This window comes from Candidatus Eisenbacteria bacterium, from assembly GCA_013140805.1.
Lineage (GTDB): Bacteria > Eisenbacteria > RBG-16-71-46 > RBG-16-71-46 > RBG-16-71-46 > JABFRW01.
Genome location: JABFRW010000029.1, coordinates 38,212 through 54,479, shown reverse-complemented (window position 1 = coordinate 54,479; position 16,268 = coordinate 38,212). Strand labels below are relative to the sequence as shown.

Annotated in this window: 13 protein-coding genes; 7 read left to right on the top strand and 6 right to left on the bottom strand. The window is 67.2% G+C overall.

Annotated features, from left to right (window positions below; genetic code table 11):
- A partial coding sequence (locus tag HOP12_03075; GenBank protein ID NOT33132.1) for a PKD domain-containing protein occupies nt 1-1,654 on the bottom strand: 1,654 nt, incomplete at its 3' end.
- A gap of 198 nt (nt 1,655-1,852) precedes the next feature.
- Entirely contained in the window at nt 1,853-2,464 is a 612-nt protein-coding gene (locus HOP12_03070) for a T9SS type A sorting domain-containing protein (protein NOT33131.1), read from the bottom strand.
- Nucleotides 2,465-2,689: 225 nt separating this feature from the next.
- Here HOP12_03070 and HOP12_03065 point away from each other — a divergent pair, with 225 nt between their 5' ends.
- Together HOP12_03065 and HOP12_03060 are read left to right on the top strand one after the other, a co-directional pair.
- Nucleotides 2,690-5,131: a PQQ-binding-like beta-propeller repeat protein gene (locus tag HOP12_03065; GenBank protein ID NOT33130.1), complete on the top strand. Its 2,442-nt coding sequence runs from the start codon at nt 2,690-2,692 to the stop codon at nt 5,129-5,131.
- Between the two features lie 81 nt (nt 5,132-5,212).
- Nucleotides 5,213-7,876, top strand: coding sequence for a serine/threonine-protein kinase (locus HOP12_03060; protein ID NOT33129.1), 2,664 nt, complete (start codon nt 5,213-5,215; stop codon nt 7,874-7,876).
- 13 nt (nt 7,877-7,889) lie between these two features.
- On the opposite strand, the gene HOP12_03055 is transcribed toward HOP12_03060, so the two are convergent.
- On the bottom strand, nt 7,890-9,092 hold the full coding sequence (locus tag HOP12_03055) for an MFS transporter (protein NOT33128.1): 1,203 nt from the start codon (nt 9,090-9,092) through the stop codon (nt 7,890-7,892).
- 296 nt (nt 9,093-9,388) lie between these two features.
- Here HOP12_03055 and HOP12_03050 point away from each other — a divergent pair, with 296 nt between their 5' ends.
- The 3 genes from HOP12_03050 (at nt 9,389) to HOP12_03040 (ending at nt 11,959) form a co-directional block, all read left to right on the top strand.
- A complete protein-coding gene (locus HOP12_03050) occupies nt 9,389-10,555 on the top strand; it encodes a hypothetical protein (protein NOT33127.1) in 1,167 nt (388 codons plus the stop codon).
- Between the two features lie 118 nt (nt 10,556-10,673).
- A complete protein-coding gene (locus tag HOP12_03045; GenBank protein NOT33126.1) occupies nt 10,674-11,543 on the top strand; it encodes a hypothetical protein in 870 nt (289 codons plus the stop codon).
- 113 nt (nt 11,544-11,656) lie between these two features.
- Nucleotides 11,657-11,959, top strand: a complete 303-nt coding sequence (locus tag HOP12_03040) for a transposase (GenBank protein NOT33125.1) — start codon at nt 11,657-11,659, stop codon at nt 11,957-11,959.
- Here the strand turns inward: HOP12_03040 and HOP12_03035 are convergent.
- Both HOP12_03035 and HOP12_03030 read right to left on the bottom strand, forming a co-directional pair.
- The gene (locus tag HOP12_03035) at nt 11,941-13,089 is read right to left on the bottom strand and encodes an IS30 family transposase (GenBank protein NOT33124.1); all 1,149 of its coding nucleotides are present in this window, start codon (nt 13,087-13,089) and stop codon (nt 11,941-11,943) included. The two genes, HOP12_03040 and HOP12_03035, sit on opposite strands and share 19 nt — an antisense overlap.
- Nucleotides 13,046-13,420 carry a transposase gene (locus tag HOP12_03030; protein ID NOT33123.1) on the bottom strand — a complete coding sequence of 125 codons (375 nt, stop codon included), beginning with the start codon at nt 13,418-13,420 and terminating at the stop codon, nt 13,046-13,048. The genes HOP12_03035 and HOP12_03030 overlap by 44 nt, the downstream gene beginning before the upstream one ends.
- A gap of 118 nt (nt 13,421-13,538) precedes the next feature.
- Here HOP12_03030 and HOP12_03025 point away from each other — a divergent pair, with 118 nt between their 5' ends.
- A complete protein-coding gene (locus HOP12_03025) occupies nt 13,539-13,817 on the top strand; it encodes a T9SS type A sorting domain-containing protein (protein NOT33122.1) in 279 nt (92 codons plus the stop codon).
- 31 nt (nt 13,818-13,848) lie between these two features.
- On the opposite strand, the gene HOP12_03020 is transcribed toward HOP12_03025, so the two are convergent.
- Entirely contained in the window at nt 13,849-14,313 is a 465-nt protein-coding gene (locus HOP12_03020; GenBank protein NOT33121.1) for a hypothetical protein, read from the bottom strand.
- Between the two features lie 156 nt (nt 14,314-14,469).
- On the opposite strand from HOP12_03020, the gene HOP12_03015 reads away from it, so the two are divergent.
- Entirely contained in the window at nt 14,470-16,263 is a 1,794-nt protein-coding gene (locus HOP12_03015; GenBank protein NOT33120.1) for a S8 family serine peptidase, read from the top strand.
- The last annotated feature ends 5 nt before the right edge of the window (nt 16,264-16,268 follow it).

Genomic DNA, 16,268 nt, shown 5'->3' with positions numbered 1-16,268 from the left:
GGGAGAACGTGGGCAGCGCGTTGTAGAGGTACACCGCGAACGAGCCGCCACCGCCCGCGCCACCGGTGCCGTTGACGCCGTTGTTGCCGGCCGCAGGATTCCAGACCCCAGCGACGGTCTGGCCGCCGTTCGCCAGGGTCGCGCCGTTCGCTCCGTCACCCGGCGTGCAGGAGTTGAAGCCGTTTTGGCCGATGCCGCCGGGCGAGCAGGAGAAGGTAAAGCCGCCGAAACCGCCACCGTTGCAGCCCAGGCTGGGGCCACCCGGGTTGCCATTACCGCCACCACCGAGGCCGCCCGTGCCGCCGTTGCCGCCGCCGGGAATGCCTCCAAGTCCGCCGGACAGGCCGGACGCACCGCTCGCGTTACCGCCGTTGGCGCCCGGCGACTTCGACAGACCGACCGCGCCGTTTCCGGCCGTGAACTTGCAGTCCGTGAGGAGCAGCGCCGAGGAGCTGTTGGAGATGTGAAGCGCGATCGACGTACCGCCCGCCGTCACCTGGTTGCTCGCGCGGATGTCGACGCCGCTCACCAGCGTCGGCATGTTCGCGCCCGAGATCGTCGCGGGCGAGGTGCCGACGTTGACGATGCTGTAGTTGCCCAGCGTCTGCGTCCACGTGGTGCCCGTCGTCATCCCGCCGCGCACTTCCTTGCCGGCCGGGAACGACGGCGTCTCCGTGTACGTGCCCGTGGCGATGAAGATGTAGTTGCGGTCGGAGAACTGCGCGAGGTTGAGACCGGTGTTGATCGTCAACACCGGCTGGTCGTAGGTACCGGGGTCGCTATCGTTGCCGGTGGGCGACACGAACACGCCGTCGACCACGTTCAGGGTCACGACTGCGAGTCCGATCGCTCCGTCGTTGTCGGTCACGCGCAGCTTCGCCGTGTAGGTGCCGGACGTGCCGTAGTCGTGCGTGGTGCTGGCCGTGGTCGTGCTCGAGTAGTCGAACGTGCCGTCGTTCGTGAAGTCCCACTCGTAGCGCGCGATCGTGCCGTCGGCGTCGCTGCCCGAGCCCGACAGCCCCGTGAGCGTGTGCGCGACCGGCGACGTTGGATCGTTCGGGCTGGCCGTCGGCGCGATGTTCGAGTTGAGCGGGAGCTCGAATGAGGTCAGCGGGATGCTGTCGCCCGCGGCCGCGATCGAGCCGTTCACCGAGCGATCGAGATAGCCGGCGTGAGTGCCGCGCACCGTCCAGGTGCCGACCGGCACGCCCTCGATGCGGTAGCCGCCAGCGGCGTTCGTAACCGCGACGTACGAGCTGCCGTCCACGTAGACGACCGTGCTCTGGTGGTTCGCCGCGTTCTCGAGCGTCACGGTGCCGTAGAACTTGCCGGTCGGCATCATCGCGATGTCCACGAACGTGGTGTCCAGTGTCGTGGTCTCGAGCGGCTTGACCGTCGTGCGCACGACACCCCCGATGTGGTTCTCCGCGATCCCGGTCAGGAGATAGGCACCAGGCGACACGTCGGCAAATGCGAAGCGGCCACGGGCGTCCGTCACCGCCGAGCGGCTCGGCCCCGCGAGAGCCGAACTACCGAGCGTCGTCCCTCCGACCTTCGCGCTCAGCGCCGACGATTCCTGCTCGCGAAGCGTGCGGTAGACACTCGCAGACACACCGTCGTCGATCGCTTCGAGCGTGACGACAACGCCCTGCATCCCCGGGCCGCCCTGTGCGTGCGCCGATCCCGCGATGGTCGCACTCGGCGACGGCGGCAGTGGCGCCAAGGAGTTCTGGCTGACGTTCCCGCATCCAGCCTGGAGCACGAGCAGCACGCACATCGACACAGTTGCAAGGGCCGCGAGCGGGCCGGCGAGGGTTCGTCGAAGGAATGAGTGCATCGCTGGGTGGCCCTCTTATGGAATACGCGCGAACGCGCGGGAGATCGACCGATCGCCGGCGCTCAGTCTCACGAAATAACGGCCCGCCGGCACGCGGCGCCCGGCCGTGTCACGGAAGTCCCACGTCACGACTCTCTCCTCGCCGACTCCTGCGAGTCCCGTCCAGCCCGTCATCAGGCGTCCGTTCACATCGAGGATGGTGAGGTCGATGGCCCCGGAGTCCCGGATGCGCATGCGGAAGCGGACACTTTCGCGGCTGGGATTCGGCCACGCCGGCGACAGCGTGCTCGCCATGAACCGGGCGTCGACGTCGACGCTCACCGGCACATCGTTCACAACGACGCCGCGGCGATACGCCACCTGGTAGTCGTCGAGGCGCACCTCGAGATCGTAGGTGCCCGCCGGGATGCCGTTGATGCAGTAGTGCCCGGTCGCATCGGTGGCGCCGTTCAACCCCGTGTACTGGCCCGTGGTCTGCCGGAGGAAGATCCCAGCGCCGGCGATGGGGTTGCTCGTGACCGCGTCGCGCACGGTGCCGCACAGGATGCCCGCGGCGTACGCGGGCGCGCACAGGGCAACGCACAGCACGAGAGCGAGCAGAACGACGCGGGGGCGGCAGGCGGCCATGGGGGGTGCTCCCGGTGGAGGAATTACGGCAACGCATTGTCGCGCGGTAAAGCGAGAGGCACAAGGACGAACTGTCCGTCGAGTCCGGCTCCCTTGTTCCGGCGCCGTGACGGTTTCGGCCCCGCTTCCGCGCAATGGTCTGGCAGAGGGAGGACCCGGCGGTCCGTCACCGTCTTGCGCCTGCTCTTCACCACGATCCGGACCCCACCGGCTTGGAGACCCACCATGAACCGTCCTTCGATTCGCCACTCACGCGGTGGCTCGCTTCTCGGCCTGCTCCTCTCATTCGTCTTCGTGCTGACTCACGCCCCCGCGTTCGCCCAGGCCGTGGATCTGGACCTGTGGGTCCCGAACGGTGAGATCAACGCGCTCATCCGCTCCGGAGATACGCTCTACGCCGCCGGGCTGTTCAAGAACGTGGGGCCGTGGATGGGCGGCGCCCTGCGCTTCACGGCCGGCACCAACACGCCACTCGCGAGTGCGCCGGTGCGCGGCAGCGTGCACTCCATCATTCCCGACGGCTCGGGCGGCTGGTTCATCGCGGGCTCCTTCGACTCGGTCGGCGGACTGAGGCGGCAAAACCTCGCGCGCATCAACGCGGACGGAACGGTGGCCGCCTGGACAGCGGGGACCACCGGTCGGGTCGAGTCCATCGCACTCGTGAACGGTATTCTCTACGTTGGGGGGACATTTACGTTCGTGGGCGCTGTCCCGCGGAATCGGCTCGCGGCGTTCGACGCCACGACCGGGTCGCTCAAGAGCTGGAATCCCGACGCGGGCGCGACGGTCAACGCGATCGCCTTCGCAGGCGGGGCCATTTACGCGGGCGGGGTGTTCTCGACCGTCGGCGGCCAGTCACGCTCGTGCCTCGCCGCGATCGACACGGCGGGCGTCGGAGCCGTGACCGCCTGGAATCCGACCATCGCCGACACGGTCAGCATGTTCCCCGAGGTGATGGAGCTGCGCTTCGACGGCGGGACGCTCTACCTCGGCGGCCGCTTCAACAAGGTTCTCGGTGTCACGCGCAACGCGATCGCCGCCGTCACCACCGCGACCGGCGCGCTGAACGCCTGGAATCCCAACATCTCCGGCGACGTCAACACGATCGTGCCGAACGGGGCCAACCTCTACGTCGCTGGCAACTTCTTCATGGTCAACGGCACGGTATCGCGCTTCGCACTCGCCGAGTTCTCGGCGACGACCGGACTCGCCACGGCCTGGAATCCCAACCTCGGTGGCTCGGTCAACGCACTGGCGGTGGTCGGCGGAGTTCCCTACATCGGCGGCGGCTTCCCGACGATCGCCGGCCAGTCGCGCAACTTTCTCGCGGCGCTCGATCCGGTGACGGCGGCGCCGCTGGCGTGGAACCCGATGGCGAGTTCGAGCGCCGACGTGATCACCGCCCAGGGCACCACGCTCTACGTCGGCGGCTACTTCGCGGCGATGAACGTGATCCTGCGGAACAACCTCGCTTCGTTCGACGTGAACACCGGCGTCGCCACCTCGTGGAATCCGAACTCGAGCAACGAGGTCAACGCCATGATCAAGGTCGGCGACAAGATCTACATCGGCGGCCCGATCACCAACGTCGGAGGCGTCGCGCGCAGTCGCCTTGCCGCGGTCCACGCCGTCACCGGCGCTCTGCTGCCGTGGAATCCCAACGCCAGCAGCACCGTCAACGCGCTCGTCGCTCGCGACTCGACCATCTACGTGGGCGGTCAGTTCACCACCGTCGGCGGACAGACGCGCAACCGTCTTGCCGCCGTCGATACTGCGAGCGGCGCGGTGCGGGCGTGGAACCCGAACTCCGGTGGAGTCGTCAACGCGCTCGCGGTCGGGCACGGGCGCGTGTACGCCGCCGGCGCGTTCACCACGGTCGGCGGCTTCACGCGCAATCGCCTGGTCGCGCTCCACCCGGACTCCGGAACGGTGGCCGCCTGGAATCCGGGAGCGGACGGAACCGTGGACGGGCTCACGGTGACGCCGAGCCGCGTCTACGCGGCTGGCCACTTCTTCAACATCGGTGGTTTCCACCGTCCGCGCGTCGCAGCGATCGACCCAGTCACGGGCCTCGCGCTGGCGTGGAACTGCGATCCGAGCGCACCCGTCAACGAGGTGCTCCCGATTGGCTCGCGCGTGTACCTCGGCGGCACCTTCACGATGGTGAGCGCCGTGTCCCGGTCCAAGTTCGCGGTGGTCGACTCCGCCACGGCCGCGGCGCTCCCGTGGATCGCGAACCTGGACTTCGGCCAGGTCAACGCGCTCGCGAGTGGCGGCCAGATGGTCTACGTCGGCGGCCTCTACAACAGTCTCGCCGGCATCGCGCGCACGAACATGGCGGCGATCCAGGACCAGTCGATCATCACGGTGTCGGTGCCGATGCCGCGGAGCATTCAGTCCCGAGTGCACCTGTCGACGCCGGCCCCTCATCCGCTCCGCGGTCGCGGCACGCTCGCGTTCGACTTGCCGACGTCGACGCGGGTGACGATTGCGCTGTACGACGTGCAGGGGCGGTTGGTGAGGACCCTGATGGCGGGCGAGCTGCGAGCGGCCGGGCACCACATCGTTCCGATCGACGCGGCATGGTTGCCGGCGGGCGTCCACTACGCACGGCTTCGCACCGACGACGGAGAATCGACGACGCCGCTCGTGGTGGTCTCAAGGTGAGCGCGCGGCTTGCCCGCCGCGTCTGACTTGGTCGACCTGGCCTCATAGCGATCCGCCCCGGTTCTGCGATAGCTTGCGCGAATGTCGCTGACCTCAGGCACCCGTCTCGGTCCCTACGAGATCCTCGGTCCGCTCGGTGCCGGCGGAATGGGCGAAGTCTATCGGGCTCGCGACACGCGGCTCGATCGCGACGTGGCAATCAAGGCGCTGCCCGACGCGTTCGCGCGCGATCGCGAGCACGTCTCCCGGTTCCTGCGCGAGGGCCGCGCGCTGGCTTCGCTCAACCACCCCAACATCGGCGCCATTCACGGTCTCGAAGAGTCGGGCGACCGCTCGTACCTGATTCTCGAGCTCGTCGAAGGCCTCACGCTCGCTGATCGGCTGAGCCGGGGACCGCTGCCGCTGGCCGAAGCGATCCGGATCGGTCGCCAGATCGCAACGGGTCTCGAAGCGGCGCACGAGAGCGGAATCGTTCACCGAGACTTGAAGCCGGGCAATGTCATGCTCACCCGCACCGACCAGGCCAAGGTGTTGGACTTCGGGCTCGCGATGGACTTTGGCGGGGCGCGGGATGCCGCGATGTCCGCGGCGGCCACCCTTCACAAGACGATCGAAGGGACGGTGCTGGGCACGCCCGCCTACATGAGCCCCGAACAGGCGAGCGGCAAGCCGACGGATCGGCGCACCGACATCTGGGCGTTCGGTTGCGTGCTGTACGAGTGCCTGGTCGGCCGACCGGCATTCGCCGGAGACAACTACGCGGAGATCATTGCCCGAGTGCTCCACGCGGACCCCGACTGGGCGGAACTCCCCGGCGAGACTCCGGATCGCTTGCGAGCGCTGCTCGAGCGCTGTCTCGTGCGGGATCCCACGCAACGATTGCGCGACATCGGAGAAGCACGCATCGCGCTGCAAGACGCCGCACCGGCGGCTCGCTCGGTCCGGACTCAGGCGCCACGCGGTGTCTCCGCGCGATCGCTCGGCGCCCTGGCTGCACTCGTCGCGGTGCTCGCGACCGCGGTCGGCATCGGCATCAGCCGGCTTCCGTGGCCCGCTCGTTCGCAACCGCTCACGCTCGTGGATCTGGCTCTTCCGGACACGCTGGCTCTCTATGGCTGGGGCTCGCCGGTGCTCGCGTTCGCCCCCGATGGGCGCACGCTGGCCTATGCCGCCGTCGGCCCGTCTGGAATGTCGAGGATCTACGTGCATCAGTTGGCCGATGGTGTCGTCCGCGAAATTCCGGGAAGCGAGACCGGAGAGGGCCCTTTCTTCTCCCCCGATGGATCGTGGGTCGCCTTCGCGGTGGGCACCAGCAGGAGCTCCTTCCAGATCCCGAGCGAACTGCGAAAGTTCTCGTTGAGCGCTGGTCTCACCCAGACCGTGTGCGCCATCCATGACTACTTCGGCGGCTGCTGGGATGGCGACCAGATCGTCTTGCAGGAGATGGTGCCGGGACCACTCATGCGAGTGCCGGCCGCGGGTGGAGCTCTCTCGAAATTGATCGCCAGGCCAACCACGCCCGACAGCACTTCCAAACAGGCGTGGCCGCAGCTGCTGCCCGGTGGGCCCTACATCCTGGTCTCGGACTGGAGTCAGGCCCGAACCAAGCTCGGAGTCATCGATCGGCGATCGGGCGCGCTGCGCCGGCTCGAGGTGGATGGAGTCTACGCTCGCTACCTCGGAGACCACCGTCTGCTCTGCGTCACCCGCGAAGGTCAGGCGATGGTGGTGCCGTTCGATCCCAAGCGTGGTGCCGTGACGGGAGCTCCGGTCGCCGTCCTGAAGGACGTCTCCCGGACCGGAAACGAAGCCGCCATCGTCGCCTACTCGGGCGCAGGACACCTCGCCTGGTCCTCCGGCCTGATACGCAACAGCGGCATCGAAGAAATGCAGCTCGTGCGCGTCGATGCTGCGGGCCACATCACGCCGCTTCCCGTGCCGCGCGATCTCTATGGCCGCGGGGTTCGCGTCTCTCCCGACGGAGGCCGCCTGGTGGTGTCCGACGAATGGACCGGACCGTGGCTCGTGGAACTCGGTCTCGGGCGTCGCAGCCGAATTGTTCAAGAGGAGGGTTACGAGTTCCCCGCGTGGATGCCGGACGGGCGTTCTGTAGTCTTCATGAAGCTCGGAGCCCCCTTCGGCATCATGCTCATGGAGGCGCGAAGCGGGGCGACTCCTCGCCTCGTCGGCAGCAGCGTCGAGGAGATCAACGTGTACGACGTCACCCGAGACGGACGCGAGGTGACCTTCGTCGGCTCTCACTCCGGAGACGTGCGCTCCGTTCCGCTCGACGGGACGGGATCCGAAAAAGTCCTTCTCCGGGGCGCCGCAGCCAGGAGCAGCGCCCTGTCACCAGATGGGCGCTGGCTCGCTTTCAGCAGTGGCCTCGGTGGTCAGGTCGAAGTGTTCGTCGAGCGCCTGGGGGGCGGCGAGCGCACGCAGGTCTCGACTGCCGGTGGCGAATCTCCCCGCTGGGCGCGGGACGGCCGTGAGCTCTACTTCGTGAGTGGGAGTCGGCTGGTGGCCGCGCGATTCACGCCGAGCGAACCACCTCAGGTCGGGCAACCGGAAGCGCTCGGAGCGGTGCCGGACCTGCGGGGATACGACGTGCTACCCGGCCATCGTCAGTTCGTGGCTCTCCAGCGGCCGCCCGACGCCGGCTACGTCCGCCGGCTGCGGCTCGCGCTCCATTGGACACCCGAGTCGGGGCGATTGCTCGGGGGGTCGAGCCAGTCGAAGCGCTGAACGGAGTCGCGATTCAACCGCTGGTGGCTCGCTGAGCGATCCGTTCCTCGCGCAGGCGCGTGAGCGCCGGGGCGAGGAGCAGGTGTCCGACCGCCGCGATCACTCCGACCGCGAGACAGCTCCACCACAGCGTGTGGCCACCGAAGTGTTGCAGCACGAACGTGCCGACCAGCGGAGCGCACAGGCCCGAGAATCCGAACGAGAGGCCGTAGGCCCCCTGGTAGCGGCCCCGCATGTGCGACGGCGCGATGTCGCCGACCACCGCATTGGAGATCGGCAGCACGCAGATCTCCCCCAGCGTCCAGATCAGCACGCCAACCCCGTAGCCGACCGGCGTGCGCGCGAGCGCGTAGAGCCCGAATCCGAGTCCGATCAGTGACGCGCCCACCGCGAGCACGTACGAACGATTCCAGCGCTGAAGGTACGGCGCCAGGAACGGCTGCAGGAGGACGATCACGATGCCGTTGATGGCGAGCACCGCTCCCAGCGAGGTGCGCTGCACGCCGTGAGCGCTCATGTCGATCGGCAGCGTCGAGACGTGCTGCAGGAAGACGAGCATGGTCAGCACCGCGAGCAGTACGAAGGCACCGAACGGCCCATCGAGGTAAGGCGCGAGCAAGTCGTGGAGCACGCCGCGTCGAGCGGAGCCGGCCGCGTGCGAGGCCGGCGTGGGACGCGTCTCGGGCACGGCGCGAGCGATGAGAAACGCGAACAGCAGGGTTGTTACGCCGTCGCCGATGAACAGCCACAAGAACGAGGACTGGGCGAGCGCACCGCCCAGGATGGCCCCGATCGAGAACCCCACGTTGATCGCCCAGTAGAGGATGCCGAACGCGCGCACTCGATTCTCGGCCGGGACGAGGTCGGAGACCGCGGCCTGCATGGCCGGGCGGTAGGCTTCGCCGAAGAACGCCACCGCGAACACCATCGGAGCGATCACACGGAGGTCCCGGGCGAAGCCGAGGCCGATGATTCCGAGCCCGCCGAGCGTCAACGCGCCGAGCATGGTGGCGCGACGTCCGATGTGATCCGCGAAGAATCCGCCCGCGAGGCTCGCGAGCATCCCTCCCGCTCCGTAGAGAGCGACGATCATTCCCGCGGTCGTGATCGAGAAGCCGCGCGACTGCGTGAGGTAGACCGAGAGGAAGATGAGGACGAAGCTGCCTGCGCGGTTGACGAGCATGCCACCGCACAGGATCCAGAACGTGCGGGGCAAGCCGCCTAACGACGCTTGAGCGTTCCATCTCATGCGGCCACACTGTGCCACCGGCTTCGACTTGCGCAACTCGACGCGCCTGCAAGTGATCATCCGCTCCCGCTCGCCCGGGAGGGACTTGAAACCTCAGCGCTCGATTGGACCGTCCGACATCGATGATGCGACCTCAGGGAAACAGAATCGGGCTCGGGTTCGTGATTCTTCTCCTCGCTCTCGGTGCGGGGTGCGGCTCGACTCGCACGACCGCTCCGCAAGCCAGTGCCCCCGAGTCCCTGGCAGCGCTCGCTGGAAGCGAAGTGCGCTACCTGGCATTTCAGGTGTTCGAAGGCGGGCCGGATCCGGCGATCCCCTTCGACCGGGAGTTGATCTACACGCCGAAGGACGAAGTCGCCGCGATGGTTCACGACATCGTCGCGAAGATCGGCACGAGAGGCGGCTCGAAGGCGCGACTCGCATTCATCCTTGGACCGATCTCGTTCGACCACACCGACGCCGAGGTCCGTCAGATCATCGACGACGGATTCAGCATCGCTGCAGCGGAGAGCGTTGCGGTCGGATTCCACATCGACGATGCCATGTTCTGGAGTCGACGGACCGATCTGACCGACGCCGGGAACCTCGAGTGGACGGATGGCGATGGAACGCTCGCCACCGGCCTGCTTCTGGACTGGGCACACCCGCCTGCGAGGATGTGCTTCAACGCCCCTGACATCCGCGCCGAGGTTTCGCGCCGGGCGCGCGACGTGATCGGCGCCGAGATCGCAGCGCGCGTGGCGATCCTCGAGGCCCAGGGCATGGGCGATCGGTTCGCGGGTGTCATCGCGGGCTGGGAGTCGCACATGGGACAGGACACCACCTCGAGAGACCGCGTGGGCTTTCATGCGCTCGCGAATCGCGGCTTTGGTCCCGGCCAGCCGCCCGCGGACGTGGGAGCCGAGGTGGCTTCGATCGTCGCCGAGTTCATCGAACTCTGGACCGACGGCCTTGCGCAGGCCGGGGTGAATCGCGACCGCATCTACACCCACGTGGCATTCCTGTCGCGCGCTCGCTTCGCCGAGCTCGAGGCGACTGGACAGGTGCCGTCGGGCGTCAGCTACGAGCAAGTCCTGGATGCCGCGTCCAGTTCCCAGCGCCCTTCGGTGGCGTTCGCGGCAGGCGTTCGACCGGGGTTCACCACCTATCCCGGGAGCGGGACGTTCGATCAGATCCAGGAGGAGCGCGCGAAGCACGGCGATCCGTGGTGGGCGTCAGCAGAGGGGACGAACGTTCTTCCGGGGGATCCCCCCGCGAACTCCGGAATGACGATGGAGACGTACCTCGCGCGCTGCTTCAATCACGGAGCGGCACTCGTCACGCTGTTCGGGTGGGGGATCGGCGGCGCATCGAATCCCGACAACCCGTACCGCCTCGCGACCGAGGGCCCCGACGCGCTGGCGGCGTATCGGAAGTTCCTCTCGCAGTAGCGCTCCCGAGGTGCGACTCGCGAGCCTCAGCGCTGCCAACCTTCCCCCGGCATGCTTGGTCCAAGGGGTTGAACGCCACCCCTGTGGCTTGATCCGACCTAACTTTGCGAGGTCCCGCATGCGCTCTGCTCTGCTACTCACCGTCGCCACGGCGCTCATGATTGCCGCGGGTCCCTCCGCCTCGCGCGCCGGAAACGGCTCGTCCACGAATCGACTCGATGATGCCTGGGTCGAGCGTGCGCTCGCCCACCCCGAACGCGATCAGGGATGGAGTCAGTCCTCCGACAGTTGGAACGACGGCCGAGTCGTTGCCTGCGTCGTGCGGGAGTTCGACTATCCGCGCGCGAAGGGGCCGATCGCGATCGACGGCGGACAGAACAGCGGCATGACGGTGATGGGCTCGGATCGCGACGACGTGCGCATCCTCTATCGAGTGATGGCCCGTGCGCGCACCGAGGAGCAGGCGCGTGGGCTGGCGGCCAGGATCCAGCTCGAACTGAACGACGGCGTGCTGGAGCCAGTCGGACCCGACGAGTCGCCGAAGAACGAGTGGTGGACGGTCGACGTCAAGGTGTGGGTGCCGCGTGCCACCGATCTCGAACTGCGCACGCTCAACGGCCCAATTGGCGTGCGCGACGTCCACGGCACCATGAAGCTGAAGACGAGCAATGGCCCGATGTCGCTCGAGGATCTCGGCGGAGACGTTCAGGCACGTTTGCAGAACGGTCCGCTTCACGTGGTGCTCTCGGGCCCGCGTTGGAAGGGTGACGGCCTCGATGCCGAAGCGCTGAACGGCCCGCTCAGTCTGATGCTGCCGGCCGACTACTCGGCCCGTCTGACGACGGGAACCCTCAGCGGTCCGCGCACATTCGACTACGCGATCGACTCCCACCGGCGACGCGGGTGGATCACGACCGCGCTCGGCCGGGGCGGACCGCCCGTGCGTGTGGTCACGAACAACGGGCCGTTCAGCATCAGCGAGCGCTGAGCGACTCGTCGATAGAAATCACCCTCGGCCGTGAGCTCCACCGATGCGGTCTCTGAGCTCGCCCCGATTTCGTGGACAGCCCAACAGGCGCAAGAATGCGCCGGGAGGTCCCGATGGCCAAGCGGCAACGACGCACGTTCACGAAGGAGTTCAAGGCGGATGCGGTCCGGCTGGTGCGTGAGGGCGGACACGGAATGTCGAAGGTGGCGCGCGAACTCGATCTGACGGAGACCGCACTGCGAGAGTGGGTGAAGCGGGCCGAGATCGACGCCGGCCAGAGCCCGACCGATGCCCTGACCACGGCGGAGCGAGTCGAGCTTTCGCAGCTGCGACGCGATGTGAAGCGCCTGGAGATGGAGCGGGAGATCCTAAAAAAAGCGACGGTGGGCTCAACCGGTCAACGCAACGCAGCTTGAAGGGCATTGGCGGGGGTGCGGAAGGCCAACGTCCTCCGCGGACGTTCATTCAGTTGGTGAGCGACCTTGTTCAACGATGCCTGAGAGAACGTCGATAGCTCAGTTCCCTTCGGGAAGTACTGCCTGAGCAGGCCGTTGGTGTTCTCGTTTGTGCCGCGCTGCCACGGACTCTGCGGGTCGCAGAAGTAGACTTTCACGTTCGTCGCGACGCTGAACGCCTTGTGCTGCGCCATCTCGGTGCCGCGATCCCAGGTCAGCGTCTTGCGCAGCTCGGCAGGCAGCTTCGTGATCTGCTTCTTGACCGCGGCGACGACACTCTCGGTGTCCTTCGCCTTCACCTTTACCAGCATCGTGTAGCGCGAGTGGCGCTCCACCAGCGTGGCAATGTGGCTGTTCTTCGAGCCGGTAATCAGGTCCCCTTCCCAGTGGCCGGGGATGGCCCGGTCCGCGATCTCCGCGGGACGCGCGCTGATAGGGACGGCATCGATGATCTGGCCGCGTTGTTGGCCCGCAGTGCTGGCGGTCTTCGCCCGTCGCATCTTTCGCCGGGATCGCAGATGTGCCTGCAACTCCCGCTTCAGCACTCCTCGCGCTTGGATGAAGAGGCTGCGGTAGATCGTTTCGTGGGAGATGTGCATGTGTTCGTTGTCCCAGTATCGGAGCTTCAACCAGCCCGAGATCTGCGCCGGCGACCAGTTCTGGCTGAGCCTGAACGCCACGCATCTCTGAAGCCGTCGATGCAATGCGAGTTTGCACGGCTTTGGCCGTCGTGCCTGCCTCCAGGCGTTCGTGTCGGCATCGGTGGCTCGGTACTTCTCCGGTCCATTGTTGCGCCCGATCTCGCGCGAAATCGTCGAAGGGGGCCGACACAGCCTGGCCGCGATACTTCGGATCGACTCGTTCTTCGACAGGCCACGCGAGATCTCCTCACGGTCAGCGACTGTCAGCGCTCGAGCGCTTCGACGACGTGTCGACGGCGAGATGCCGCCGTTCGCGGTGACGAATCCGAAGACCGAGCCCGGGGGCTTGTGCAGTGCGCGAGCTATATCACTGAGCGACTGTCCTTCTCGCCAGCGCCGCCAGAGATCAGCTCTCTCGACCGCATCCAATCCTCTCTTCCGAGGCGGCATACTCCTCCGAGTTCAACAGTCTGGAGTCGGTGGCGGTGTTGCATCGACCAGTTGAACCTACCGTCGCTTTTTTTAGGATCTCCCGCTCCATCTCCAGGCGCTTCACATCGCGTCGCAGCTGCGAAAGCTCGACTCGCTCCGCCGTGGTCAGGGCATCGGTCGGGCTCTGGCCGGCGTCGATCTCGGCCCGCTTCACCCACTCTCGCAGTGCGGTCTCCGTCAGATCGAGTTCGCGCGCCACCTTCGACATTCCGTGTCCGCCCTCACGCACCAGCCGGACCGCATCCGCCTTGAACTCCTTCGTGAACGTGCGTCGTTGCCGCTTGGCCATCGGGACCTCCCGGCGCATTCTTGCGCCTGTTGGGCTGTCCACGAAATCGGGGCGAGCTCATCGCCTCACGGTGACCGGTGGAACGATCGCGATTGTTGGCGTACCGCAGCGCACGGACTTGGCCCTGAGCGCGCCGGCGCCAAACCCATTCGGTTCGCGCACGCTGCTGCGGTTCACGCTTCCCAGAGAGTCCGAAGTGACGCTCGATGTGCTGGACGTGAGCGGCCGGCGAGTGAAGTCGCTGGTTCTCGGAGAGCCGCGTTCCGCGGGCACGCACCTGGTCGAGTGGGACGGTCGCGGCGATCGCGGCGAGCGTGAGCCTCCCGGCATGTACTTCGTGAGGCTGGTCGCGGGTCCGGAGCGGCGAGTTCAGCGCGTGGTGCGGATCGCGCCGTAGGCGAAGCGCATCTCTCCCGACCCGACCTGCGTCAAGAACCTCCAAGGATGCGTTCGAGCTGAATGCGGTGGCGCATCGGATGCACGACTGCGTGTTCCAACATTTGCTCGATCGTGTGCGGCTCTCCCCAACGACTGAGGTACGGCTTCGGCGAGATCTGTTCGTTCTCGAGCGGTGCCAGGTGCCGTCGCCAGCCCTCGAGCGTCTCCTCCATGAAGGCATCGAGCCGCGGGACGATCACGCCGGCGTCACGGATGAGTGGCAGGCCCTCGACCGGCTTCTCGAGCATCTCCCAGACCCACAGCAAGTAGCTGCGCGCGGAACCCTGCACGTGCGCGACGAGCCGCTCCGGGCTCTCGTAGTCCGGGTCGCCGAGCGCTTCGGGCATCGGTTTGCCCGAGGCGACGAATCTTCGCCAGGTCGCGACGAAGCTGCGAAGCTCCGGTTCGTGCAACTCGACCAGACTGCGCACCGCGCGACTGCGAAACTCGATCATCGCCTTCACCCCTGCGGTTCGTCGCTGCCCGGAGTCCACCCACCCACCGATTTTCGGGCGCGAATCGTAGCATGATCGCTTGCAACCCGTCCCTGGAATCCGCGTGTTCGCGGCATTCCCCAGGACGACGCACGGATCGAGGCCTAAACTGGCCGGATGAAGATCCTTCCCATGCTGTTCGCCTTCTCTCTACTAATAGTGGGAAGCTCGACGCTGGCGGCCCTGAACGTTCCAAACGTTCATCCGCACCGGCTGGTGCTGGAACTCGCCCCTGGCTCGCCCCGACCAGGTTTCGGACAGGCACTACGGCCCGGCGCCGCACCCGATCGCCTCGCCTCGAGCGGACTCGCGGAACTCGACGCGGTTCACGCGCGCTACGAGCCGCTCGTCTATGAGCCGATGTTCCCAACGGCGCGGCCGCCCGCGGCTGGTTCCAGCGGCGAGGACCTGACGCGCTTCTACCTCGTCGAGCTGCCGGCGAGCGCAAACCTCTCCCAGGCGCTCGCGGACTACGGCGCGGTGCAGGGCGTTGTCGGCGCTGAGCCGGTGCCGCTCGCCTCGGTCGACTATTCGCCCAATGACCCCCTGCTCGGCGATCAGTGGCAGCTCGGTCAGCAGAGCGATCACGACAGCGACGTGATTGAGGCGTGGGACCTGACGCAGGGTGACTCGACCATCGTGATCGCGATCCTCGATACCGGCGTGCTGTACAGCCACGAGGACCTGGGCGGCACCACGGCGCCCTACACGGCCGGGAACATCGCGCACAACTGGGTCGAGATGGGCGGGCTGCCCGGCGTGGATGACGACGGCAACGGGTTCATCGACGACTTCCGGGGCTGGGATTTCGTCAGCGCTGGCTTCGGGGTTGCGGGCGAGGACGTCAGCGTCGCCGACAACGACCCGATCGACTTCGCGGGTCACGGCACTTTCGTCGCAGGCATGGCGAGTGCTCGCACTGACAATGGCGTCGGCATCGCCGGCACCGGTTTTCGCGCCAGGCTGCTCCCGCTTCGGATCGGCTACAAGGACTCGCCGACGAGCCCCGGGCAGATCGACATCGGCTACGCGGCGCAGGCGATCGTCTACGCGACGAACAACGGGGCGCACGTGATCAATTGCTCGTGGGAGAGCTTCTTCCTGAGCGCACTCGCCTCGGCTGCGAACTATGCGATCGAGCACGGTGTCACGCTGTGCGTCGCCGCGGGAAATGCCGGTAGCGAATCGACCGGCGAGAATTATCTGGCCTCGCGCGGCGACTGCATCGACGTCGCCGCGATCGATCGCAACGATGTGCGCGTCAGCTTCTCGAATTACGGCGCCTGGATCGACGTGTCGGCCGCGGGGCTCTCGGTGACCAGCACGATGGGGCGCATGTCGGTGCCGAGCTATCTCGTCAGCTCCGGCACTTCGGTCGCGGCACCGTTCGTCGCGGGTGCGGTGAGCCTCTACCAGGCGTACCGCCGCAGCCTCGGACTGCCGCTCGCAACACCCGCAGAAACGCGGCTGCGCGTTCACGACACGGGCGACAACGTCGACGCGTTGAATCCGAGCTACGCGGGCAAGATCGGCACACGCATCAACGTGCGGCGCATGCTCTCGGATCCGCTGGTCGACGTGCCCGCGGCGCCGGTGACGCGTGGGCCTGCGCTCGCGATCCGCGCGATGCCGAACCCCTCGGTGTCGGCGATGCGACTCGTGCTCTCGCGCGCAAGTGCAAGGACCACTCACGCGGTGCGCGACAAGGACGAGGTGCGCATCTACTCGGTCACGGGGCAGCTCGTGCGCGCGCTCGAGATCCCGCCGAGCGCGGACCGCGTTGCGACGCTGAGCTGGGACGGGACCAACGATCAGGGTCGTCGCGTCGGCACCGGTCTCTACTTCGCGCGCGCGCGCTGGTCGGGGCAGCAGGCGGAATTGAAGCTCGTGCGCATGGGGAGCGGGCGGTAGTCCCG

What these genes read in the sequence shown, in the direction of transcription:
- HOP12_03060 (NOT33129.1), top strand. Translation starts at nt 5,213, where the DNA reads ATGTCGCTGACCTCAGGCACCCGTCTCGGTCCCTACGAGATCCTCGGT.
- HOP12_03070 (NOT33131.1), bottom strand. Translation starts at nt 2,464, where the DNA reads ATGGCCGCCTGCCGCCCCCGCGTCGTTCTGCTCGCTCTCGTGCTGTGC.
- HOP12_03040 (NOT33125.1), top strand. Translation starts at nt 11,657, where the DNA reads ATGGCCAAGCGGCAACGACGCACGTTCACGAAGGAGTTCAAGGCGGAT.
- HOP12_03065 (NOT33130.1), top strand. Translation starts at nt 2,690, where the DNA reads ATGAACCGTCCTTCGATTCGCCACTCACGCGGTGGCTCGCTTCTCGGC.
- HOP12_03020 (NOT33121.1), bottom strand. Translation starts at nt 14,313, where the DNA reads ATGATCGAGTTTCGCAGTCGCGCGGTGCGCAGTCTGGTCGAGTTGCAC.
- HOP12_03015 (NOT33120.1), top strand. Translation starts at nt 14,470, where the DNA reads ATGAAGATCCTTCCCATGCTGTTCGCCTTCTCTCTACTAATAGTGGGA.
- HOP12_03030 (NOT33123.1), bottom strand. Translation starts at nt 13,420, where the DNA reads ATGGCCAAGCGGCAACGACGCACGTTCACGAAGGAGTTCAAGGCGGAT.
- HOP12_03045 (NOT33126.1), top strand. Translation starts at nt 10,674, where the DNA reads ATGCGCTCTGCTCTGCTACTCACCGTCGCCACGGCGCTCATGATTGCC.
- HOP12_03035 (NOT33124.1), bottom strand. Translation starts at nt 13,089, where the DNA reads ATGCCGCCTCGGAAGAGAGGATTGGATGCGGTCGAGAGAGCTGATCTC.